General features: G+C 72.4%; 19 protein-coding genes and 1 pseudogene. 13 read left to right on the top strand and 7 right to left on the bottom strand.

Going from position 1 to position 23,140, the window contains the following annotated elements:
- Positions 1-35 precede the first annotated feature (35 nt).
- The gene (locus tag D9753_RS05450; protein ID WP_121785974.1) at positions 36-1,481 is read right to left on the bottom strand and encodes a glycoside hydrolase family 16 protein; all 1,446 of its coding nucleotides are present in this window, start codon (positions 1,479-1,481) and stop codon (positions 36-38) included.
- Positions 1,482-1,784: 303 nt separating this feature from the next.
- On the opposite strand from D9753_RS05450, the gene D9753_RS05445 reads away from it, so the two are divergent.
- On the top strand, positions 1,785-2,123 hold the full coding sequence (locus tag D9753_RS05445) for a nuclear transport factor 2 family protein (RefSeq protein ID WP_121785973.1): 339 nt from the start codon (positions 1,785-1,787) through the stop codon (positions 2,121-2,123).
- A gap of 144 nt (positions 2,124-2,267) precedes the next feature.
- On the top strand, positions 2,268-3,605 hold the full coding sequence (locus D9753_RS05440) for a 6-phospho-beta-glucosidase (protein ID WP_121785972.1): 1,338 nt from the start codon (positions 2,268-2,270) through the stop codon (positions 3,603-3,605).
- Positions 3,606-3,615: 10 nt separating this feature from the next.
- Here D9753_RS05440 and D9753_RS05435 read toward each other — a convergent pair whose 3' ends face one another.
- Positions 3,616-4,737 (bottom strand): ATP-grasp domain-containing protein, encoded by a 1,122-nt coding sequence (locus tag D9753_RS05435; RefSeq protein WP_121785971.1) that lies wholly within the window; start codon positions 4,735-4,737, stop codon positions 3,616-3,618.
- Between the two features lie 276 nt (positions 4,738-5,013).
- Here D9753_RS05435 and D9753_RS05430 point away from each other — a divergent pair, with 276 nt between their 5' ends.
- Together D9753_RS05430 and D9753_RS05425 are read left to right on the top strand one after the other, a co-directional pair.
- Positions 5,014-5,919, top strand: coding sequence for a metallophosphoesterase family protein (locus D9753_RS05430; protein ID WP_121785970.1), 906 nt, complete (start codon positions 5,014-5,016; stop codon positions 5,917-5,919).
- On the top strand, positions 5,867-6,547 hold the full coding sequence (locus tag D9753_RS05425) for a 4'-phosphopantetheinyl transferase family protein (RefSeq protein ID WP_163010629.1): 681 nt from the start codon (positions 5,867-5,869) through the stop codon (positions 6,545-6,547). Before D9753_RS05430 ends, D9753_RS05425 begins: the two co-directional genes overlap by 53 nt.
- A gap of 275 nt (positions 6,548-6,822) precedes the next feature.
- Here the strand turns inward: D9753_RS05425 and D9753_RS05420 are convergent, their stop codons facing one another.
- The 3 genes from D9753_RS05420 to D9753_RS05410 form a co-directional block, all read right to left on the bottom strand.
- Entirely contained in the window at positions 6,823-7,050 is a 228-nt protein-coding gene (locus D9753_RS05420) for a hypothetical protein (protein ID WP_121785969.1), read from the bottom strand.
- A gap of 191 nt (positions 7,051-7,241) precedes the next feature.
- Positions 7,242-7,799 carry a toxin-antitoxin system, toxin component gene (locus D9753_RS05415; protein ID WP_121785968.1) on the bottom strand — a complete coding sequence of 186 codons (558 nt, stop codon included), beginning with the start codon at positions 7,797-7,799 and terminating at the stop codon, positions 7,242-7,244.
- Between the two features lie 13 nt (positions 7,800-7,812).
- Positions 7,813-8,469, bottom strand: a complete 657-nt coding sequence (locus tag D9753_RS05410; protein ID WP_121785967.1) for a helix-turn-helix domain-containing protein — start codon at positions 8,467-8,469, stop codon at positions 7,813-7,815.
- Between the two features lie 240 nt (positions 8,470-8,709).
- Between D9753_RS05410 and D9753_RS05405 the strand changes: the two genes are divergently transcribed.
- The 9 genes and pseudogenes from D9753_RS05405 to D9753_RS05365 all read left to right on the top strand — a co-directional run bounded on the left by D9753_RS05405 (position 8,710) and on the right by D9753_RS05365 (position 21,185).
- A complete protein-coding gene (locus tag D9753_RS05405; protein ID WP_121785966.1) occupies positions 8,710-9,381 on the top strand; it encodes an MmyB family transcriptional regulator in 672 nt (223 codons plus the stop codon).
- Positions 9,382-9,616: 235 nt separating this feature from the next.
- Positions 9,617-10,615: a LacI family DNA-binding transcriptional regulator gene (locus D9753_RS05400; RefSeq protein WP_205614062.1), complete on the top strand. Its 999-nt coding sequence runs from the start codon at positions 9,617-9,619 to the stop codon at positions 10,613-10,615.
- Positions 10,616-10,743: 128 nt separating this feature from the next.
- A complete protein-coding gene (locus tag D9753_RS05395) occupies positions 10,744-12,096 on the top strand; it encodes an ABC transporter substrate-binding protein (RefSeq protein ID WP_121785964.1) in 1,353 nt (450 codons plus the stop codon).
- A gap of 5 nt (positions 12,097-12,101) precedes the next feature.
- A complete protein-coding gene (locus D9753_RS05390; RefSeq protein ID WP_121785963.1) occupies positions 12,102-13,055 on the top strand; it encodes a carbohydrate ABC transporter permease in 954 nt (317 codons plus the stop codon).
- The gene (locus tag D9753_RS05385; RefSeq protein ID WP_121785962.1) at positions 13,052-13,933 is read left to right on the top strand and encodes a carbohydrate ABC transporter permease; all 882 of its coding nucleotides are present in this window, start codon (positions 13,052-13,054) and stop codon (positions 13,931-13,933) included. The genes D9753_RS05390 and D9753_RS05385 overlap by 4 nt, the downstream gene beginning before the upstream one ends.
- Positions 13,934-14,005: 72 nt before the next feature.
- Positions 14,006-15,615 (top strand): annotated as a pseudogene (locus tag D9753_RS05380) (glycoside hydrolase family 13 protein).
- Between the two features lie 90 nt (positions 15,616-15,705).
- A complete protein-coding gene (locus D9753_RS05375) occupies positions 15,706-17,883 on the top strand; it encodes a discoidin domain-containing protein (protein WP_121785961.1) in 2,178 nt (725 codons plus the stop codon).
- Positions 17,884-18,221: 338 nt separating this feature from the next.
- Positions 18,222-20,270 (top strand): phosphocholine-specific phospholipase C, encoded by a 2,049-nt coding sequence (locus D9753_RS05370; RefSeq protein ID WP_121785960.1) that lies wholly within the window; start codon positions 18,222-18,224, stop codon positions 20,268-20,270.
- Between the two features lie 66 nt (positions 20,271-20,336).
- The gene (locus tag D9753_RS05365; protein ID WP_121785959.1) at positions 20,337-21,185 is read left to right on the top strand and encodes a phospholipid scramblase-related protein; all 849 of its coding nucleotides are present in this window, start codon (positions 20,337-20,339) and stop codon (positions 21,183-21,185) included.
- Between the two features lie 85 nt (positions 21,186-21,270).
- On the opposite strand, the gene D9753_RS05360 is transcribed toward D9753_RS05365, so the two are convergent.
- Both D9753_RS05360 and D9753_RS05355 read right to left on the bottom strand, forming a co-directional pair.
- Positions 21,271-22,272 (bottom strand): DMT family protein, encoded by a 1,002-nt coding sequence (locus D9753_RS05360; RefSeq protein ID WP_121785958.1) that lies wholly within the window; start codon positions 22,270-22,272, stop codon positions 21,271-21,273.
- The gene (locus D9753_RS05355) at positions 22,269-23,069 is read right to left on the bottom strand and encodes a phosphatase PAP2 family protein (RefSeq protein ID WP_121785957.1); all 801 of its coding nucleotides are present in this window, start codon (positions 23,067-23,069) and stop codon (positions 22,269-22,271) included. The genes D9753_RS05360 and D9753_RS05355 overlap by 4 nt, the downstream gene beginning before the upstream one ends.
- Positions 23,070-23,140 lie beyond the last annotated feature (71 nt).

Genomic DNA, 23,140 nt, shown 5'->3' with positions numbered 1-23,140 from the left:
GGGCCCCTTCGGCCTGCCGACCGCCCGGCGGGCGCTCAGTGTCCGAAGTCGAACCAGTTCAGGTTCACGAAGTCCGCCGGCTGGCCGCTGGTGAAGGTCAGGTAGACGTCGTGGGTGCCCGTCACCGCGCTGATGTTGGCCGGCACCGTCCGCCAGGACTGCCAGCCGCCGGTGCCGCCGACGGCGAAGCTCCCGACGGGCGCGTTGCCGCGGTTGTCCAGCCGCACCTCGACCAGGCCGCTGACCCCGCCCGCCGCGCCGCTCGCGACCCGGGCGAAGAACTGCCTGGCCGGTGTGGAACCGAAGTCGACGCCCTTGTACAGCGCCCAGTCACCGTTGGCCAGGTAGCCGATGTCCTGCCCGCCACCGGTGTCCGTGGTGGTCTCCGTGGCGACCCCGGACTGGCTGTCGTAGGACTCGGCCTGGATGGCGCTGTAGGCGTTCCGGTTGCCGGACGGCGGGGGAGTGGGGCCGCCTCCGCCGCCCGTGGACTGAAGGACCTGCACGTAGTCGACGGCCATCGGGTGGCCCGGCTCGGTCCCGCCGTCCGGGCCGCCGCCGAACGCCCCCGGGAAGCCGCCGCCCATCGCCACGTTCAGGATGAGGAAGTAGCCATGGTCGGTCGCGTTCGCCCACGTCGCGGCGTCCACCTGGTTCGCCCTGACGGTGTGGAAGCCGACGCCGTCCAGGTAGAAACGGATCTCCTCGGGGCTGGTCGAACGGTCCCACTCCATCGCGTACGTGTGGAACCCCGCCTGGCAGGTGGTGCCGGTGCAGGAGGTGGTGCCGCCGATGCCGGTGGTCTCGTTGCACGGACCGCCCGAACCGGTCCCGCAGTGCATCGTGGCCCAGTCGGTGTTCAGCCCCTGGACGTTCTCCATGACGTCCAGCTCGCCGATGCCCGGCCAGTTCCAGTAGTTGCCGCGGAACGGCGCGCCCAGCATCCAGAAGGCCGGCCAGTAGCCCTTGGCGGCGGCGCCGGTGGCGTTCGGTAGCTGGATCCGGGCCTGCACCCGGAGCTTTCCGCCGGCCGGGGGCCGGAAGTCGGTGCGGGTCGTCTCGATCCGGCCGGACGTCCAGTGGCCCGAGGCGTCCCGGCGCGGGGTGATGAGCAGGTTGCCGTTCCCGTCCAGCGCGACGTTGCTCGTGCTCGACGTCATCGTCTCGACCTCGCCGGTGCCCCAGTTCGCGGCGCCGCCGGGATACGACGTACCGGTGTCGTACTGCCAGTCGGCGCCGTTGACGCCGGAGCCCGCCGCGCCGTTGAAGTCGTCCAGGAAGACCTGGGTCCAGCCCGAGGGGGGTGCGGGCGCGGACGCGCCGGCGGGCAGGGTGCCGGCGGTCAGTGCGGCGACGGTGAGGCCGAGCGTGCCGAGCGCGGCGACGAGCGCCTTGCGGACGGAACGCCGCCGGCCGGCGGGCACCGGTTCGCCATGCGGTCCTCCCTGGTGTGCGGGCGGTGTTCCGGGGATCTCACTCATGGGCTGCCTCTCTGCGTACGGCGCGACGCGCGGGTGTCTTGAGAGCGCTCTCAAGGATGCGGCCAATGTGCTCCCCGCCCCTTCGACCGTCAAGGGTTGAAACACACAAACGCCCCTCGCGGCGGGGGAGTTCACCGGATGAAGCCGCCCCTGCCGGCCCGTGGCACGCCGCCCGCCACCCGGGCGGCCCCGCGGACGCCCCCGAGAGTTTCCGTGAGGACACCCGGCGGCACTGCCCGCCCGCGACCCGTGCCCGGCCTTATCGTGGCGGAGATCGGTCACCCTCCCCACCGAGGACAACGCATGAACGGGTCTCCGGCCGGCGTCGTCGAGGCGGCCTTCCGGCACTACCGGGCACAGGACCGCGCGGCGGCGCTCCCCCTCTACGCCGACGACTTCACCTTCACCAGCCCCCAGGACGACCACATCGACAGGGCGGCGTTCTTCGCGCGCTGCTTCCCGACCGCCGACCGGTTCGCCGACCAGCGCATCCTGCACATCGTCGGCGTGGACGAGGAGCTGGTCCTCGTCCACTACGAGTACGAGCTGACCTCCGGCGGCCGGTACCGCAACGTCGAGGCCGTCACCGTGCGGGACGGTCACATCCGGGAGGTGCAGGTCTTCTTCGGCGGCGCGGTGTGAGCCGGTGGCGGACGGCAGGTGCCGGGCGCGGCGCCGGGGGACGGCGGACGACGAGTAGTGTCCCCGGCAGGACGGCCGCAACCGCACGCTGGACCTGAGGCGGGCGTGGTGCGAGGTCCCGGGAAGCGGGCGAAGGGGACAGGTGTGAGGCTGACGATTCTGGGCGGCGGCGGCTTCCGGGTGCCGCTCGTGTACGGAGCACTGCTGACCGACCACGCCGAGGGGCGGGTCACCGAGGTGGTGCTGCACGACCTGGACGACCGCCGACTGTACGCGGTGACCCGTGTGCTCGCGGAACAGGCCGCCGCCGTCCCCGACGCGCCCCGCGTGACCGCCACCACCGACCTGGACGAGGCCCTGCGCGGCGCCGACTTCGTCTTCTCCGCGATCCGCGTCGGCGGCCTGGCGGGACGGGCGGACGACGAACGGGTCGCGCTGGCGCAGGGCGTGCTCGGACAGGAGACGGTCGGCGCGGGCGGCATCGCCTACGGCCTGCGCACCGTTCCCGTCGCCGTCGACATCGCCCGGCGCGTGGCCCGCCTCGCCCCGGACGCCTGGGTGATCAACTTCACCAACCCGGCCGGACTGGTCACCGAGGCCATGTCCCGCCACCTCGGCGACCGCGTCATCGGCATCTGCGACTCGCCGGTCGGCCTCGGCCGCCGCATCGCCCGCGTCCTCGGCGCCGACCCGGGGGAGGCCTTCATCGACTACGTCGGCCTCAACCACCTCGGCTGGGTGCGCGGGCTGCGCGTCGCCGGACGCGACGAACTCCCGCGGCTGCTCGCCGACCCCGCGCTGCTCGGCTCCTTCGAGGAGGGCCGGCTGTTCGGCGCCGACTGGCTGCGGTCGCTCGGCGCGGTCCCCAACGAGTACCTGCACTACTACTACTTCAACCGGGAGACCGTCCGCGCCTACCAGGACGCCGAGCAGACCCGCGGCGCCTTCCTGCGCGACCAGCAGGCCCGGTTCTACGCGGAAGCGGGCGACCCCGGGGTCTCCGCCCTGCTCGCCTGGGACCGCACCCGCGCCGAACGCGAGGCCACCTACATGGCCGAGAACCGGGAGAGCGCGGGCGCCGGCGACCGCGAGGCCGACGACCTCTCCGGCGGATACGAGAAGGTCGCCCTCGCCCTGATGCGGGCCGTCACCCGCGACGAGCGCACCACCCTGATCCTCAACGTCCGCAACCGCTCCACCCTGTCCGTGCTCGACGCCGACGCCGTCATCGAGGTCCCCTGCCTGGTCGACGCGAACGGTGCCCACCCGCTGTCCGCGGCGCCGCTCCCCGGCCACGCCACCGGTCTGGTCTGCTCGGTCAAGGCGGTCGAACGCGAGGTGCTGGCCGCCGCCGAGTCCGGTTCCCGGACGACCGCCGTGAAGGCCTTCGCGCTCCACCCGCTGGTCGACTCGGTCACCGTGGCCCGCAGTCTGGTCGAGGGCTACACCGCGGTCCATCCGGGCCTGGCGTACCTCACGTGAGCAGCCGCGCCTACAGCGGCAGTGCTTGAGCCGTCTCCGCCGCCCGCACGGGCGCCGGCACCGCGGGCAGCACCGTCTCGCCGGCCCCCGCCCGCTGCCGCGGCAGCGCCACGGGCGCCAGCGGACGCAGACCCGACACCACCGTGTAGTCCTGCCCGAGGAACGGCGGCTCGATCACCCCGGGGTCCTCGCCCAGCGCCAACCGCACCGCGGCCCACGGCGCGTTGACGCCGCACAGCGAAAGCTGGTGCAGCCCGCCGGCGGGACGCGTGTTGACGTCGAGCAGCACCGGACGGTCACCGAGCATGCGGAACTGGATGTTGGACAGGTGGTGCAGCCCGAAGCCCTCGGCGACCAGCCGGGCCGGCTCCAGCCATCGCTCATCCAGGGTGAAGCCCCGGCGGCGGCCGTTCTTGGTGCGGCCCACCGCGAGCCGCAGCCGGTTGTCCGGCCCGGTCAGGCAGTCGACGGACACCTCCGGCTGCTCCAGGCGCGGCATCACCAGCCAGTTCACGGGCTCCTCGGCCCGCCGCAGCGCCTCGACCACCGGACCGAGTTGCACCTGCGGGCCGGGGAAACCGGCGAGAGCGGCCAGCGAGAGGGGCGCCCGGGTGATCACCCGGAAGCCGACACCGCCCGCGCCGGCGGCCGGCTTGAAGCACGCCTGATGTCCCGCCGCCTCCAACTCCGCCACGGCGCTGATGAGTTCGTCCGCGGTACGGACCCGCCGCCACGGCGGCACCGGGACACCCACCGAGCGGACCGCCTCGTACGCGGTCGCCTTGTCCTCGAACACCGCCACCGCCTCGGGCGTCGGTGCCAGCAGTGCCGTACCGGCCGCCGAGAACTCGGCCCGGTGCGCGACGACCGCCGCCTGGTGCAGCCGGGGCACGAACACGTCGATGCCGCGCCGGGCGCACTGGTCCAGGGCGTACTCGACGTACGCGGCCGGGGACAGGCCCTCGGGCTCCAGCTCGGCGGTGTCGGCCGCGGCCAGCACGGGGGAGTCCGGGTCGCCGTGCGTGGCATGGATCTCGACCGCCCGGTCGCTGGGATTCCTCCGTAGCTGATCCATGAAGAACACGTTCTCCGCATACGTGCGGTTGAGCCAGACGCGTACCCGAGAGGGCATGCAGGCCGCCTTTCGGGGTGTGCGGGCAGGGCGGAGCGGCCCGTGCCCGGGCAGGAGGGAGGAGAGGTCACCGAACGGCCCCGCGAAGGGAAGAAGAGGGAGGGCGCTGGTGTCGGGGCGATCATACGGCTTTCAAATGCCCGCTTCGACAACGCGCGTGTTACGGAACCGGGCCGTCCGCCGACTCGGCACGACACGCGGCCGGGGAGCCTCTTGTCCGTTGCCCCACGTATGTGTTGTTGTGGTCCCATCGGATGATCGGAAGGGGCGTGCGGGGTGGAGTCGACGGCCGGGGCCGGACAGCTTCTGGCCATCAGCGACCTGCACATCAGTTATCCCGACAACCGCGCCCTGGTCGACGGCATGCGCCCCCAGAGCGACGACGACTGGCTGATCGTCGCCGGGGACGTCGCGGAGACCGTCGCCGACATCCGCTGGGCCCTCGGCACACTCGCCAAACGCTTCCGCAAGGTGCTGTGGGCGCCCGGCAACCACGAACTGTGGACCCACCCGAGCGACCCGGTCACCCTGCGCGGCGCCGCCCGCTACGACCACCTCGTCGAGGTGTGCCGGGAACTGGGCGTGCTGACCCCCGAGGACCCGTACCCGGTCTGGCGCGGCCCCGGCGGCCCGGTCGTCGTCGCCCCCCTGTTCCTGCTGTACGACTACTCCTTCCTGCCGGCCGGCTGCGCCACCAAGGCCGAGGGCATGGCCTACGCGGAGAGCACGGGCATCGTCTGCAACGACGAGTACCTGCTGCACCCCGACCCCTACCCGACCCGGGAGGCCTGGTGCCGGGCGCGGGTCGCCGAGACCGAACGCCGGCTCGCCGAACTGCCCGAGGACCTCCCGACCGTGCTGGCCGGCCACTATCCGCTGGACCGGCACCCCACGGAGGTGCTGTGGCACCCCGAGTTCGCCATGTGGTGCGGCACCCGGCTGACCGCGGACTGGCACCGCCGGTTCCGGGTCGCCACGATGGTCTACGGCCATCTGCACATCCCCCGCACCACCTGGCACGACGGAGTCCGCTTCATGGAGGTCTCCGTGGGATACCCCCGCGAATGGCGCAAGCGCCCGGATCCCCCGGGAAGGCTGCGCCGCGTCCTGCCGATGGAGGTCCACGCAGGTGATCGAGGAGCTGCTCCCGGAGTCGGTCGTGGCCGTGGAGGCGCACGCTGACGACCCCCTGTGGGACGCCCCGCTCTACCCGGCCGAGGAAGCGCTCGTCGCGCGCGCGGTGACCAAGCGGCGCCGCGAGTTCGCCGCCGTCCGGGGCTGCGCCCGGCGCGCCATGGAGAAACTCGGCGTGCCGCCGCAGCCCGTGATCAGCGGTGAGCGGGGTGCCCCGCGCTGGCCGGACGGCCTGGTCGGCAGCATGACCCACTGCGACGGCTACTGCGCCGCCGCCCTGGTCCGCGCCACCGACCTCGCCTCCATCGGCATCGACGCCGAGCCGCACGGCCCGCTCCCGGACGGGGTCGGACCGTCCGTCTTCCTGCCCGTGGAGGCGGCGCGGCTCGACCGGCTCGCCGGACAACGGCCCGACGTGCACTGGGACCGGATCCTGTTCAGCGCCAAGGAGTCCGTCTACAAGGCGTGGTTCCCCCTCACCCGCAAGTGGCTGGACTTCTCCGAGGCCGACATCACCCTGCACCCGGAACCCGGCGGTGAGGCGCGGGGCACGCTGAGCGCCTCCCTCCTGGTGCCCGGGCCGGTGGTCGGCGGCCGGCGGCTGCGGATCTTCGAGGGCCGGTGGACCGTGGGCGACGGGGTGGTCACGACGTCCGTGGTCGTCCCCCACACCTGAGCCGCCCCGGCGCCGCGCCCTGACGCCCGGTCACGGCCGACCCACGGCGCCACCGTGACCGCACCCGTGCGTCCCGCCGCCGTAACCGGCCCGCTACGGTCACCCGCAGCGGCCGTACCCGTGCCCCCGGCCGCCCTGAGGCCGTACTCGTGCCCCCGGCCGCCGTAGCCGGACCCGTACGGTCGTCCGCCGTGGCCCTGCCCGTGTGTCCGGCCGCCGCCGTGGCCCTCCCGGCCCGCCCGGGGGCAGCGGTGGCGGCGGAGTCGACCGGCCGCTCAGGCGTGCGGCCCCCAGTCGCGCAGCAGCCGGAAGAACTGTTCCTCGTTGCCCGCGAGACCCGCACGGGCCAGCGCTCGCTCCGCCTCGGCGAGCACGGTGGGCGGGACGACGGCGGGCCGGCCGCCCTGCGACGGCCCGTCGAAGGCGGCGCGCACCGTGTGGAGCAGCCGCAGATAGGCCTGCACGGCGGTGCGCTCGCGGTCGGTCAGTACGGCGGTGGGCATCGGTCGGCTCTCCCCGAGTAGGCGTCACGGTCACGCGCCCTGCGGCGCGCACGGATCCAGCTTGCCGCCCACCACTGACAACGCCGTCCGGCTCGACCCGGGTTCGCCCGCTCAGCGGACGCGGAACCGCACCACAGTGCCGGGGAGGGGGGCGGTGTGCGCGCCCGGCGCCGGCCGTCGGCGGGGCCGGCTCAGGTGTGCGGGCGCGGGTATCCCAGGGAGGCCTCGATACGGCCGGCCACACCGTCCCGCCGCGCCGGGCCGCGCGACGCCGAACCGGTCAACAGCGTGCGGCACTTGCTGGCCAGCAGAAGGCCGAAGGACTCGGCGTCCCGCTCCTCGGCGAGGTCGAAGCGCGTGCGGGCGGCGGCCCGTCGCACGGTCGCCCGGAGCGCCGAGTGGCCGGCGTCCTCGCGCAGCGGCCGGACAGCCGTACCGACGCCGTCCCCGGGATGCCCGCAGCGGCCGGCCTGCACGTGCCACAGCTCGTGACCCAGGATCACCAACTGGTGCTCCGGGACGGTGCGTTCCTCCACGACCACGACGTCCCGGTCGGTCAGGTACAGCGACAGTCCGCTGGCCGTGCCGGGCGGGAAGACGGCCGTGCGGAACTTCACCGGCCGGCCCCGCCGACGGCTCATCCCCTCGCACAGCGCCCGGTACAACTCGTCCGGCGGTGCGGGCACGGGCAGGGTCAGCCCGCCCACCAGCTCGTCGCACAGCCGACGTGTGTCCCTGCCGATGCCCACGGTCCTCCCCTGCTCACGACTCGGGCCGCTTGACACTCTCCAGCAGCATGTCGAGCCACTCCGCGACCTTGTCCCGGTGCTGGTCCGTGGGCAACTGCGCGGCCCGCCAGGCGATCCCGCGCACCCCGTGGTCCTGGAGCAGCCGCTCCAGCGGGTCCTCGGGGTCCTGGGCGGCGGCCCGCTCCCGGTCGGCGAGCTTTTGGAGCAGGTCCTGCTCGGAGCGCTGCAACGCGCCGGCCAGCGCCTCGGGGTCCTCCGCGGTGAGGAAACCCGCGTGCACCCGGAAGAAGCGCTGGAGGGCGTCGCAGTGCTCCATGGTGGGCCGCCGGTCACCGTTGATGAGGGCCCCGGCCTGCTGCCGGGACATGCCCGCGCCGTCGGCTATCTCCTGCTGGGTGTACCTGCGCCCGCCCGGTTTCAGCCGGGTGCGGCGCAGCAGGTCCAGGCGTTGCAGAAAGCGGGCCTGGACGTCCGGTTCACCCGCGGGCCGGCCGCTGAGCAGCGCCCTGACCACCGCCTCCGGCACACCGCAGGCGACGGAGAGCCGCCCGACGTCGAAGACCTCGGTGTGCGGTACACCGAGTCGGTCGGCGAGCGCGGTGACGCGGGCGACGACGGCCGGCAGCTGGGCGGTCGCCGAGGCGCCCGGATCCTCGTAGCCATCCGTCACCGACAGAACTCCTACGTCTCTCGTGGGCTTCAGATGCGTCCGTGATTCTCACGAGCGGTCGCCGTGAACTTCCCGGAGAGTAGCGGGTGCCTCGAACTCACATCCAGGTGTCGCCACAACTGTGGCGAATTTCAGCCGTCAACCGGCATGAAATGCCACGATAGTTGACACGACTCCTGCTGGGCAGCAGGATCGCATCGCCGCGTGAAAGGCCGCAGAGGCAAGAGGGGTGACCTCCCGATGGCACATCAGGCAGGAGGGCAGCGGCCGGCACCGCGGCCCGTCCCCGACACCTGCGAGACCCAGGCGTACCTCCAGGACTACGCAGCACTGCTGGACTTCCTGTCCTGCCCGTCCCTGGTCGTGGACCGCCACTGGAACGTGGTCATGGCCAACAGCGCGTTCGAGACACTCTTCCGCGGTGTACGCCCCCATCCGACGGCCATGCCCGGTGACAACTTCCTCCGGTTCGTGCTGTTCCACCCGGACGCGGGCGAGGTCCTCGGCGAGCACGAGCCGGGCTGGTGCCTGCCGATGCTGGCCCAGTTCCGCTCCGCCCTGGAGACATGCGGGCACGACCACGAACTCCAGGCGGTCCGGCGGGACATCGCCCAGGACCCGATCATGGAGGCCGCCTACCGGCAGGGCCTGCCGCACTGGATCCGGGCCGTCGGCGAGGCCGGGAGCCGCCTCGACGGCGCGGTGCGCCTCCTGCTCCACCCCGACCCCCGCCGCGGGCGCACCGAGTGCCGCATCGTGGAGGAGGCGCCGCAGCCGCTGCGGGAGCTGGGCTACCGGCGCCTGTCGATGGTCCTGCGCGACCCCCGTCGGCCCGCCGCCCCGGTCCGCCGCCCGCGCCGCCCGCGGGGCGCGGCCACGCACCTGACGGTCGTCACGTCCCCCGACGGCTGACCCGGCACCGCCGGCGTTCAGGTCGCCGGCGGCGCCGGGCCGGCGCGGAGGGACCCGCTTCCCTGTACGGCGGCCCGGCCCGCTCACCTCCCGTACGGCGGCCAGGTCCGCCCCCTCTCCGTACGCACCCCCGCGAGAGACCGGGCCGCCCCCTGCACCCGCACGTCGGGCCGTCCTCCTTCCCCCCGCGGAACTTACGCAAGCCGCTTGCATTGCTTGCGCTACGCTTGCGGCCATGACGCGACGACTTGCGGAAGTGGCGAAGAAGGTCGGGGTCAGCGAGGCCACGGTCAGCCGGGTGCTCAACGGAAAACCCGGGGTCTCCGACGCCACACGGCAGGCGGTGCTGACGGCTCTCGACGTCCTCGGCTACGAGCGCCCCACCCAGCTCCGCGGCGAACGCGCCCGGCTCGTCGGCCTGGTCCTGCCCGAGCTGCAGAACCCCATCTTCCCGGCGTTCGCCGAGGTCATCGGCGGTGCGCTGGCCCAGCTCGGGCTCACCCCGGTGTTGTGCACGCAGACCAAGGGCGGCGTCTCGGAGGCGGACTACGTCGAACTGCTGCTCCAGCAACAGGTCTCCGGCGTCATCTTCGCCGGCGGGCTGTACGCCCAGGCCGACGCGCCGCACGACCACTACCGGCTGCTCGCGGAGCGCAACATCCCCGTCGTCCTGGTCAACGCGGCCATCGAACACCTCGGTTTCCCGGCCGTGTCCTGCGACGACACCGTGGCCGTCGAGCAGGCCTGGCGCCATCTGGCCTCTCTCGGCCACGAGCGCATCGGGCTGGTCCTCGGTCCCGGTGACCACGTGCCCTCGGCGCGCAAACTGGCCGCCGCCCGGGCGATCGCCGGTGACCTGCCGGAGGAGTTCGTCGCCCGGGCCATCTTCTCCCTCGAGGGCGGACACGCGGCCGCCTCCCGGCTGATCGACCGCGGTGTCACCGGCATCATCTGCGCCAGCGACCCCCTGGCGCTCGGTGCCGTACGCGCCGCCCGCCGCAAGGGTCACGACGTCCCCGGCCGCGTCTCCGTCGTCGGCTACGACGACTCGGCGTTCATGAACTGCACCGAACCCCCGCTCACCACCGTCCGTCAGCCCATCGAGGCCATGGGCCGGGCGGCCGTCGAGCTGCTGAACGCGCGGATCGCCGGCACCGCCGTACCCGCCGAGGAGCTGCTCTTCGAGCCCGAGCTGGTGGTGCGCGGCTCCACCGGGCAGGCCCCCCGCGGCTGAGTCCGGGAAGAGGCGGCGGACTGTCGAATAATTACAGATGATGCGCGACATCTTGCGGCCCGTTGGCGGCGATGCTTGAGTGTGCGGCGCCCACCGCTCCTGCCACGCGTGCCATGAGGGGTCCACCGATGACAAGCACCGGGTTCCGCCGTACCGTCGTCGCGATCGGCGTCTGTTCCTCCCTCGCCCTCGCCGCCACCGCCTGCGGGTCGGGCGACGACAGCTCGGCGAGCGGCAAGACCCGTATCACCGTCAACTGCGAGCCGCCCAGGAGTGCCAAGCTCGACCGCGCCTTCTTCGAGGACGACGTCGCCGCCTTCGAGAAGCGCAACCCGGACATCGACGTGGTCGCGCACGACGCCTTCCCCTGCCAGGACCCGAAGACCTTCGACGCCAAGCTCGCCGGCGGCCAGATGGAGGACGTGTTCTACACGTACTTCACCGACGCGCGGCACGTCGTGGACGTCCGCCAGGCCGCCGACCTCACCCCGTACCTCGGCCGACTGAAGAGCTACGGCAGTATCCAGAAGCAACTGCGCGACATCTACACCGTGGACGGCAAGGTCTACGGCGTTCCGCGCACCGGATACTCCATGGGGCTGATCTACAACCGCGCACTGTTCCGCAAGGCCGGCCTGGATCCCGACCGGCCCCCCGCGACCTGGGACGAGGTCCGCGCCGCCGCCAGGAAGATCGCCGCCCTCGGCGGCGGCACGGTCGGGTACGCCGACTACAGCGCGCAGAACCAGGGCGGCTGGCACTTCACCGCCGAGCTGTACTCCCGGGGCGGGGACGTCGTCGGCGCGGACGGCAGGAAGGCCGCCGTCGACAGCCCCGAGGGCCGGGCCGTCCTGCGCAACCTGCACGACATGCGGTGGACCGACGACTCGATGGGCAGCAGACAGCTCCTCGTCATCAACGACGCACAGCAGCTCATGGGCGCGGGCCGGCTCGGCATGTACCTCGCCGCCCCCGACAACATCCCGATCCTGGTCAAGGAGAAGGGCGGCGACTACAAGGACCTCGCTCTCGCACCCATGCCCGGCGGCAGGGGCACCCTCATCGGCGGTGACGGCTACATGTTCAACAAGCACGACACACCCGCCCAGATCCGCGCCGGCCTCAAGTGGCTCGACCACATGTTCCTCACCCCGGCCAAGGGCTTCCTCGGCGACTACGCCCGCGCCAGGAAGAACGACGCCCCCGTCGGCCTGCCCGAGCCCCGCCTGTTCACCGGTGCCGCCGACGCCACCGACCAGCAGGCCAAGAAGGCCGCCGCCAACGTCCCGGTGGAGAACTACCGGTCCTTCCTCGAGGGCAACACCCGGCTCCGGATGCGGATCGAGCCCCCGCACGCCCAGCAGATCTACTCCGTCCTCGACGCCGCCGTCTCCGCGGTCCTCACCAAGAAGGACGCCGACATCGACCAGCTCCTCGAAGAGGCCTCCGGCAAGATCGACTCCATCCTGGCCCGGAGCTGACCGCCATGACGAAGACGGCCGAGCGGCGGTCCCCGGCACCGGCCGCCGTCCCCCCGGTCCCGGCGCCGCCCATGGCGGGGGACCGCGGGCGGCGCCGCCTCGCCGACCAGGCCCGCGCCTACGGCTTCCTCCTCGGCGGCCTGATCTGCTTCGCCCTGTTCTCCTGGTACCCGGCGATCCGCGCGGTCGTGATCGCCTTCCAGAAGTACACCCCGGGCTCGCCGCCCCAGTGGGCCGGCACCGCCAACTTCACCCGCGTCCTGCACGACCCCGAGTTCGCCGCCGCCTGGCGCAACACCCTCACCTTCACGCTGCTCGCCCTGCTCATCGGCTTCGCGATCCCCTTCGTACTCGCCCTCGTCCTCAACGAGCTGCGGCACGCCAAGGCCTTCTTCCGCGTCGTCGTCTACCTGCCGGTGATGATCCCGCCCGTGGTCAGCGCCCTGCTGTGGAAGTGGTTCTACGACCCCGGAACCGGCCTCGCCGACGAGACCCTCCGCTTCCTGCACCTGCCCACCTCGAACTGGTCCAACGGCAGCGACACCGCCCTCGTCTCCCTGGTCATCGTCGCCACCTGGGCCAACCTGGGCGGCACCGTCCTCATCTACCTCGCCGCCCTCCAGTCCGTCCCCGGCGAGCTGTACGAGGCGGCCGAACTGGACGGCGCGAACCTCCTCCAGCGCATCCGGCACGTCACCGTCCCGCAGACCCGGTTCGTCATCCTCATGCTGATGCTCCTTCAGATCATCGCCACCATGCAGGTGTTCACCGAGCCGTTCGTCATCACGGGCGGCGGCCCGGAGAACGCGACCGTCACCGTGCTCTACCTCATCTACAAGTACGCCTTCCTCTACAACGACTTCGGCGGCGCCTGCGCCCTCAGCGTCCTGCTGCTGCTCGTGCTCGGCGCCTTCTCCGCGCTCTACCTCCGGCTCACCCGCACCGAGGGGGACGCATGAACACCACCACCCGCACCCTGATCTCCCCGGCCGCCCTCGCCCGCCCGCGCGGGAAGGCCGTCTACTGGACGGTGTTCACAGCCGTCGTCGTCCTCTTCGCGCTCGCCTTCCTCTTCCCGGTGTACTGGATGGTGACCGGCGCGATGAAGTCCCCGGACGAGGTGGCGCGCACCCCGCCGGCGCTCCTGCCGGAGCACTGGCGCCTCGGCGGCTACACCGACGCCTGGGACCTGATGCAGCTCCCGCAGCACCTGGGCAACACCGTCGTCCAGGCCGCCGGCGCCTGGGCCTTCCAGCTCGTGTTCTGCACGGCCGCCGCCTACTCCCTGTCCAGGCTGAGGCCCGCCTTCGGCAAGGTGGTCCTCGGCGGCATCCTCGCCACCCTCATGGTCCCGGCGCAGGCGCTGGTCGTCCCCAAGTACCTGACCGTCGCCGACCTGCCCCTGATCCACACCAGCCTGCTCAACGACCCCCTCGCCATCTGGCTGCCGGCCGTCGCCAACGCCTTCAACCTGTACCTGCTCAAACGGTTCTTCGACCAACTGCCGCGCGATGTGCTGGAAGCCGCCGAGATCGACGGCGCCGGCAGACTGCGGATCCTGTGGTCGGTCGTCCTGCCCATGTCCCGGCCCGTCCTCGGCGTGGTGTCCATCTTCGCGCTGGTCGCCGTCTGGCAGGACTTCCTGTGGCCGCTGATGGTCTTCTCCGACACCGGCAAGCAGCCGGTCAGCGTGGCGCTCGTCCAGCTCTCGCAGAACATCCAGCTCACCGTGCTCATCGCCGCGATGGTGATCGCCAGCATCCCGATGGTGGCGCTGCTCCTCGTCTTCCAGCGGCACATCATCGCCGGGATCGGCGCGGGCAGCACCAAGGGCTGACACCGACTCCCCGACACCCCGACACCCCCGACACCCCCGTCCTGGAACCCCGCCCACCGAAAGGCACGCTCCGTGGGACAGCCCCGCCATGCCCCCGAGAACCCCGACTGGTGGCGCACGGCCGTCATCTACCAGGGTGTACGTCCGCAGCTTCGCGGACGGCGACGGCGACGGCACCGGCGACCTCGCGGGCGTCCGCTCCCGGGCTGCCGTACCTCGTCGAACTCGGCGTGGACGCCCTGTGGTTCAGTCCCTGGTACCCCTCGCCCATGAAGGACGGCGGCTACGACGTCGCCGACTACCGCGCCATCGACCCGGCCTTCGGCACCCTCGCCGAGGCGGAGAAGCTCATCGCCGAGGCCCGCGGGTCGGGCATCCGGACGATCGTCGACATCGTGCCCAACCACGTCTCCGACCAGCACCCCTGGTTCCGGGCGGCGCTCGCCGCCGGACCGGGCAGCCCCGAGCGGGAACTGTTCCACTTCCGGCGGGGTCGCGGCACGCACGGCGAACTCCCGCCCAACGACTGGCCGTCACAGTTCGCCGGCTCCACCGAACCGGTGTGGACGCGGCTGCCCGACGGCGACTGGTACCTGCACCTGTTCACCCCCGAGCAGCCGGACCTCAACTGGGCCCACCCGGCCGTCCGCCGGGAACACGAGGACATCCTGCGCTTCTGGTTCGAGCGGGGCGTCGCCGGAGTCCGCATCGACTCGGCCGCCCTCCTCGCCAAGGACCCGGACCTGCCCGACCTCGCCACCCGGCCACGGCCGCACCCCTTCGTCGACCGGGACGAACTCCACGCCGTCTACCGCTCCTGGCGGCGCGTGGCGGACGAGTACGGCGGCGTGTTCGTCGGCGAGGTCTGGCTCCCCGACCCCGAACGCTTCGCCCGCTACCTACGCCCCGACGAACTCCACACCGCCTTCAACTTCTCCTTCCTGTCCTGCCCCTGGGACCCCGCACGGCTACGCGCCTCCATCGACACGACCCTCGCCGAGCACGCCCCCGTCGGAGCCCCGGCCACCTGGGTGCTGTGCAACCACGACGTCACCCGCACGGTGACCCGGTACGGCCGTGAGGACACCGCCTTCGACTTCGCCACCAAGGCCTTCGGCACGCCGACGGACCCGGCGCTCGGCACCCGCAGGGCGCGGGCCGCGGCCCTGCTGTCGCTGGCGCTGCCCGGCGCGGTGTACCTCTACCAGGGGGAGGAGCTGGGCCTGCCCGAGGCCGACGTCCCGGCCGACCGCGTCCAGGACCCGATGTACTTCCGGTCCGGCGGCGCCGCCCCCGGCCGCGACGGCTGCCGGGTCCCGCTGCCGTGGGCCGAGGACACGCCGTACGCGGGCTTCGGCGCCCGCGAGGAGCCGTGGCTGCCGCAGCCGGCCGACTGGCCGTCGTACGCGGTCGACCGCCAGCGACGCGACCCGGACTCCGTGCTCGCCCTCTACCGCCGGGCCATCGCCCTGCGCCCGGTGTTCGGCGACGGCCCCCTGACCTGGCTGCCCGCCCCCGACGGTGTCCTCGCCTTCTCCCGCGCCGGGGGAGCGCTGTGCGTGGTGAACCTCGCGCCCACGCCCGCCGCCCTCCCCCCGCACTCCCGGCTCCTGCTGAGCAGCGGCCCGCTGGACGGAGCGGGCCGGCTGCCACCGGACACGGCGGCCTGGCTGCGCGCCTGAGCCACCCCCGTACGCGCCCCGCTGTCCCCGCACCCCCACAGCCCTCGTACGCACCCCGCTATCCCACCCCCACCACGAAGGGATCAGCACATGTACACCAGTACCGCCGGACACGTCAGGCGCATGCCCGCCATCGGGGCGGTCGTCGCCCTCGCCGCAGGCATGCTCGTCACCCTCGCCCCGGCCGCCCATGCGGCGGCGGGCGCCACGCTCCCCTTCACCTCCGTGGAAGCCGAGTCGGCGACCACCACCGGCTCGCGGATCGGCCCCGACCACACGCAGGGCACCCTCGCCTCGGAGGCCTCCGGCCGGCAGGCCGTGCGGCTGGCGGCCGGGCAGCGGGTGGAGTTCACCGTGCCCCGCGCGTCCAACGCGCTGAACATCGCCTACAACGTCCCCGACGGCCGGTCCGGCGCGCTCAACGTGTACGTCAACGGCACCCGACTCGCCCGGACCGTCCCGGTCACCTCCAAGTACTCCTACATCGACACCGGCTGGATCACCGGCGCGCGGACCCACCACTTCTTCGACAACGCCCGGCTGCTGCTCGGGCAGAACGTACAGGCCGGCGACAAGATCGCCGTCGAGCCGGCCGGCACCGAGGTGACCGTCGACGTCGCCGACTTCGAGCAGGTCGCCCCGACCGCCGCCCAGCCCGCCGGGTCGGTGTCCGTCGTCTCCAAGGGCGCCGACCCCAGCGGCAACGGCGACTCCACTCAGGCGTTCCGTGACGCCATCGCCGCAGCCCAGGGCGGCACGGTGTGGATACCGCCGGGCGACTACCGCCTCACGTCCTCCCTCAACGGCGTGCAGAACGTGACGCTCCAGGGCGCCGGGAGCTGGTACTCCGTCGTGCACACCTCCCACTTCGTCGACCAGACCGGCTCCCTCGGGAAGGTGCACATCAAGGACTTCGCGGTCATCGGCGAGGTCACGGAACGCGTCGACTCCAGCCCTGACAACTTCGTCAACGGCTCCCTCGGCCCGAACTCCTCCGTGTCCGGCATGTGGATCCAGCACCTGAAGGTCGGCCTGTGGCTGACCGGCAACAACGACAACCTGGTGGTGGAGAACAACCGCATCCTCGACACCACCGCCGACGGCCTCAACCTCAACGGCACCGCCAAGGGCGTCCGGGTCCGCAACAACTTCCTGCGCGACCAGGGCGACGACGCCCTCGCCATGTGGTCCCTGTACTCCCCGGACACCGACTCCAGCTTCGAGAACAACACCATCACGCAGCCCAACCTCGCCAACGGCATCGCCATCTACGGCGGCACCGACATCGCCGTGCGGAACAACCTCGTCTCCGACACCAACGCCCTCGGCAGCGGCATCGCGATCTCCAACCAGAAGTTCATGGACCCGTTCAGCCCGCTCGCCGGGACGATCACCGTGGACGGCAACACGCTCGTGCGCACCGGCGCCATGAACCCCAACTGGAACCACCCCATGGGCGCCCTGCGCGTCGACTCCTACGACAGCGCGATCAACGCGACCGTCAACATCACCGATACGACGATCACCGACAGCCCGTACTCCGCCTTCGAGTTCGTCTCCGGCGGCGGCCAGGGGTATCCGGTCCGCAACGTCAACGTGACCGGCGCGACCGTACGGAACACCGGTACGGTCGTGGTCCAGGCCGAGGCGCAGGGCGCGGCCACCTTCAGGAACGTCACCGCCACCCAGGTCGGGGCGGCCGGCGTCTACAACTGCGCCTACCCGGCGAACTCCGGCTCCTTCGCCCTCACCGACGGCGGTGGCAACTCCGGCTGGGCCGCCACCTGGTCGGACTGCTCCACCTGGCCCCAGCCCGGCCAGGGCAGCCCCGACCCCGACCCGAACCGCAACCTCGCCAAGGGCCGCCCGGCCACCGCGACCGGCTCCCAGGACGTCTACACGCCCGGCAAGGCGGTCGACGGCGACGCGAACACGTACTGGGAGTCCGCCAACAACGCCTTCCCGCAGTCCTGGACGGTCGACCTCGGCTCACCGAACGCCGTACGCCGCCTGGTTTTGAAACTGCCGCCGTCCGCGGCCTGGGGCGCCCGCACCCAGACGATCACCGTGCTCGGCAGCACGGACGGCTCCGGCTACACGACCGTGGCCGCCGCCCACACCTACCGCTTCGACCCGGCCACCGGCAACAGCGCGACCGTCCCCCTGCCCAACGGCACGAACCTGCGCTACCTGCGCCTGACGGTCACCGCCAACACGGCCTGGCCGGCGGGACAGTTCAGCGAGGTGGAGGCGTACCTGACGCCGTGATCCCGGCCGGAGCGAGGTGACGGACGGCGACTGCGAGGCGCCGGACGGCCACCGTGGCCGGGTGGGACGAAGCAGCGGGGCGGACAGATGACGGTCCGTCCCGCTGCCGCACCCGGCGGAACACACTGTTCAGTGGCAGTGGAGGTCCAAGTCGGCGGAATCGGACGAACATCGGCAGTTGTACGCGCTCCGCTCCGGCTCCGCCCGTACCGCCGACTTTCACACGGGCGCCACCGGACCCTTCCCTGACGTTTGCTGCTCTTGGAACACTCGCTCCGCGCACATTCCGTCAGCCGACGGGTTCGCGGACGTACGTCAGGACGAGAGGACCCTCACCCATGCCCGAAGTCAACCGGCGGCGCTTCCTCCAAGTGGCCGGTGCCGGCACGGCGTTCACGGCGCTGGCCGGCAGCATCCAGCGGGCGGCGGCCCTGCCCGCCCACTACCGCACCGGATCGGTGGACGACGTGGAGCACATCGTCGTCCTGATGCAGGAGAACCGTTCCTTCGACCACTACTTCGGCTCGCTGCGCGGAGTCCGGGGCTTCGGCGACCCCCGTCCGGTCACCCAGAACGGCAGGTCCGTCTGGAAGCAGTCCGACGGCACCAAGGACATCCTGCCCTTCCACCCCGACGCCGACGACCTGGGCCTGGCCTTCATCCAGGACCTCCCGCACGGCTGGAACGACGGGCACGCCGCGTTCAACGGCGGCAAGTACGACAAGTGGGTGCCCGCCAAGTCCGCCACGACGATGGCGTACCTGACCCGCGACGACATCCCCTTCCACTACGCCCTCGCGGACGCCTTCACCGTCTGCGACGCCTACCACTGCTCGCTCATCGGCTCCACCGACCCCAACCGCTACTACCTGTGGTCCGGTTACACCGGCAACGACGGCAAGGGCGGCGGCCCGGTCCTCGGCAACGAGGAGGCGGGCTACGGCTGGACGACGTACCCCGAGCGTCTGGAGCAGGCCGGGGTCTCCTGGAAGATCTACCAGGACGTGGGTGACGGCCTGGACGCGGCCGGCTCCTGGGGATGGATCAACGACGCCTACCGCGGCAACTACGGCGACAACTCGCTCCTCTACTTCAACCAGTACCGCACCGCCCGGCCCGGCGACCCGCTGTACGACAAGGCCCGCACCGGCACCGACGCCCGCAAGGGCGAGGGCTTCTTCGACCGGCTGAAGGCGGACGTCCGGGCGGACCTGCTGCCCCAGGTCTCCTGGATCGTCGCCCCCGAGGCCTTCACCGAACACCCCAACTGGCCCGCCAACTACGGCGCCTGGTACGTCTCCCAGGTCCTGGACGCGCTCACCTCCAACCCCGAGGTGTGGGGCAGGACCGCGCTCTTCATCACCTACGACGAGAACGACGGCTTCTTCGACCACGTGATCCCGCCCTACCCGCCGGCCTCCGCCGCCCAGGGCCGGTCGACGGTGGATCCGGCGCCCGACCTGTTCAAGGGCGACGGCAGCCATGTCGCCGGTCCCTACGGACTGGGTCAGCGGGTCCCGATGCTCGTCGTCTCCCCCTGGAGCAAGGGCGGTTACGTCTGCTCCGAGACCTTCGACCACACCTCGGTCATCCGGTTCATCGAGCGCCGCTTCGGTGTGCGCGAACCGAACATCTCGCCCTGGCGACGCGCCGTCTGCGGCGACCTGACCAGCGCCTTCGACTTCTCCCGCAAGGACACCGCGCCGGTCGCGCTGCCCTCCACGGCCGGCTACCAGCCGCCGGACCGCACCCGCCACGCGGACTACGTCCCCAAGCCGCCCGCCCACCCCGCCCTGCCCGGGCAGGAGCCCGGCAGCCGGCCCACCCGCCCGCTGAAGTACGCGGCCAGGACGGACGGTTCCGCGGACACCGCGGCCGGCAAGTTCACGCTCACCTTCGCCTCGGGGGCGCAGGCGGGCGCCGCCTTCCTCGTCACGTCCGGCAACCGCACCGACGGCCCCTGGACGTACACCACGGAGGCCGGCAAGAGCCTCTCGGACACCTGGAACTCCGTCTACTCCGGCGGCACCTACGACCTCGCCGTGCACGGCCCCAACGGGTTCCTGCGCGTCTTCAGGGGCCGCAACAAGGTGGCCGGCCCCGAGGTCACCGCCCGGCACGCGGGCGACGACATCCAGCTCACCTTCACCAACAAGGGCTCCGGCACCGTGAAGCTGACGCTGACCGACGGCTACGGCGGCAGCCCCGTCGCGGTGAGCGTGCGGCCCGGCGCGACCGTGCGGCAGACCGTCGGCCTGGCGGCGAGCAAGCGCTGGTACGACCTGACCGTCACCTCCGACGCCGACCCGGTCTTCCTGCGCGGCTTCGCCGGCCACGTCGAGAACGGCCTGCCCGGCGTCAGCGACCCGGCCATCGTCACGGGGTGAACGGGCGATGAACACCGCTCCGTGCGGACTGGTCAGGTACCGGTCAGAGCAAGGTACTGTGCCCCGGTGACCACGCAATCAAACACCCCGGCAGGCTGGTACCCGGATCCGCACGGGGCGGTCCAGACGCTCCGTTACTGGGACGGCGCGCAGTGGACCGAGCACACCAACCCGGCTCAGCAGCCCGCCGGACAGGCCGCGCCGCAGCAGGCCCCCGCCCAGCAGGCGGCGTTCCCGCAGCAGCAGACCGCCGACGGCAAGGTGCAGCGGCAGGTGCAGCGGCAGGCCGGTGTCACGGCCGGTGGTCCCGGCGGCGGCACGCTGTTCACCGAGCCCGTCCTGGTCGTGAACCAGAAGGCCAAGCTGATCGAGCTGACCAACGAGTACACGGTCATGGATCAGAACGGCCGTCAGCTCGGATCGGTCACCCAGGTCGGACAGGGCGTACTGAAGAAGATCCTGCGCTTCGTCTCCAGCCTCGACCAGTTCATGACCCACCGGCTGGAGATCCGCGACGCCTACGGCCAGCCGCAGCTATTGCTGACCCGCCCCGCCAAGATCTTCAAGTCACGGGTGATCGTGACCCGCCCGGACGGCTCGCCGGTCGGTGAGATCGTCCAGAAGAACATGTTCGGGAAGATCAACTTCGCGATGAACGCGAACGGCCAGCAGGTCGGTGCGATCAAGGCGGAGAACTGGCGGGCCTGGAACTTCGCGATCGTCGACCACGCGGACAACGAGGTCGCCCGGATCACCAAGACCTGGGAAGGCCTCGCCAAGACGCTGTTCACGACCGCGGACAACTACGTCCTCCAGATCCACTACCAGCTCCCCGAGCCGCTGCTGAGCCTCGTGGTGGCCACGGCGCTGACGGTGGACACCGCGCTGAAACAGGACGCGCGCGGCTGGGGCTGACCGGCCGGGCCGGAACAGGTACGGCGACGGCGGCCGGTGCGCGCGGATCTCCTCCGCCCGCACCGGCCGCCGTCGCCGTACCCGGTCACAGTGCCGTGAGATGCCCCGGCTGCTCCGTCTGCCGTGGCAGCAGCACCGGCTCGGCCGTCGCCGTCGCGGCCTCCAGGGCCAGCACCGCCGCCACCGGATGCTCGTCGTGTCCGTCGTGGCCTTCTTCGCGTCCGTCGTGTCCGGCGCGCGGTCCGGGTTCCTCCGTGCGGGCGGGCGCGGGGGCCGCCCGCGTCAGCAGCACCACGCCCGACGCGGCCAGCGCCGCTCCGGCGAGGGCCAGCAGCACGCCGCCGGCGCCGCCCTTGAGGCCCTGCCCCAGCAGGGTGAGGCCGATCACCGCGGCGGCCACCGGGTTGGCGAGGGTGACGACGGCCAGCGGGGCGCCGAGGCCACCGCGGTAGGCCGTCTGCGACAGCAGCAGCCCGCCGACGGCGAACGCGGCGACGAGCACGGCCACGACGGTCACCTCGGTGCCGAGCGCCGGTCCGGACCGGTCCGTGGCCGCGACGGTCACCGTCTGGGTGAGCACGGAGGCGACACCGGAGGCGAAGCCGGACGCGGTCGCGTGCCGCAGGCCCGGCCGGGCGCCGGGCCGGGACAGCAGTCCGATGGCCGCGGCCGTCGTACCGGCGACCGCCAGGGCCTCGGTCAGCGACAGCACCCGGGCGGGTGCGGGTCCGGAGGCGGCGACGAGCAGGGCCCCGAGGCCGAGCAGGGTCAGTGCCGTACCACGCCACTCCACCGCGCTGACCCGCCGGCCGGCCGCCCGCGCGCCCAGGGGCACCGCCGCGACCAGGGTGAGTGCGCCCAGCGGCTGGACGACGGTGAGCGGGCCGTACTTCAGGGCGACGACGTGCAGCAGCGCGGCGACGGCGTTCAGGCCGACCGCCGACCACCAGGCGCCGGTGCCCAGCAGTCGCAGCAGGCCGGTGCCGGCGCTGCGCGCGGCGAGGCGTTCCTGGGCGACGGCGGCCAGCGCGTAGGCGACGGCCGACACCAGGGACAGGGCCAGGGCGGTCACCGCGGCGGCGCTCACCGGGCCGCTCCCGCCAGGACGGGCTCCGGCGTGGTGAGCCGGCCGGTGCCGCGCCGGGCCGTGGTGGCCGTGTGCCGCGGCGGATGGATGACCGCGAGGGCCAGGCCGAGCATGCCCGTGGCGACGAGGGCGTCGAGCCAGTAGTGGTTCGCCGTGCCGGTGATCACCAGCAGGGTGAGCGCCGGGTGCAGCAGCCAGAGCGGGCGCCACCGGGAGCGGGTGGCGGCGATCAGTCCGACCGCCACCATCAGCGCCCAGCCGAAGTGCAGCGAGGGCATGGCCGCGAACTGGTTGGACAGGTGGTCGCTGGACGGCGGGCCGTACACGGACGGTCCGTAGACCCGCGCGGTGTCCACCAGGCCGGTGCCGGTCAGCATCCGGGGCGGGGCCAGCGGGAAGGTGAACGGCAGCACCAGGGCGGCCGTGGTGACGACGGCGAGGACCCGGCGGGCCCAGACGTAGTGCGCGGGCCGCCGCACGTAGAGCCAGACCAGGAAGACGACCGTGGCCGGGAAGTGCACGGTCGCGTAGTAGGTGTTCGCCAGGTGGACGAGGGTCTCGCCGTGCAGCAGCGCGGACTGCACGGCGTTCTCGTGGGGGAGGTGCGCGGCCCGCTCCAGGTGCCACACGCGGCGGGCGTTGTGGAAGGCCTCGGTGGTGTGGCCGATGGCCAGCCGCCGGCCCAGTTTGTAGACCAGGAAGAGCCCGGCGACCAGCAGGAACTCACGTATCAGGGGCGGGCGTGCCGTGGTGTCCGGCTCCGCTTTCGCCCCCGCAGGCTCGGTTCGGGCATTCATCCCCCGGCCCCTTCGCTGACGGTGGTGCGTGTGGTGGTGCGTGCGCGTCCCGGTGTCAGGCCCTGCCGGAC

The sequence above is a fragment of the Streptomyces dangxiongensis genome (assembly GCF_003675325.1).
Taxonomy (GTDB): Bacteria; Actinomycetota; Actinomycetes; order Streptomycetales; family Streptomycetaceae; genus Streptomyces; species Streptomyces dangxiongensis.
Note: the sequence above shows the minus strand (reverse complement) of the source record. Positions and strands in the feature narration are given on the sequence as shown.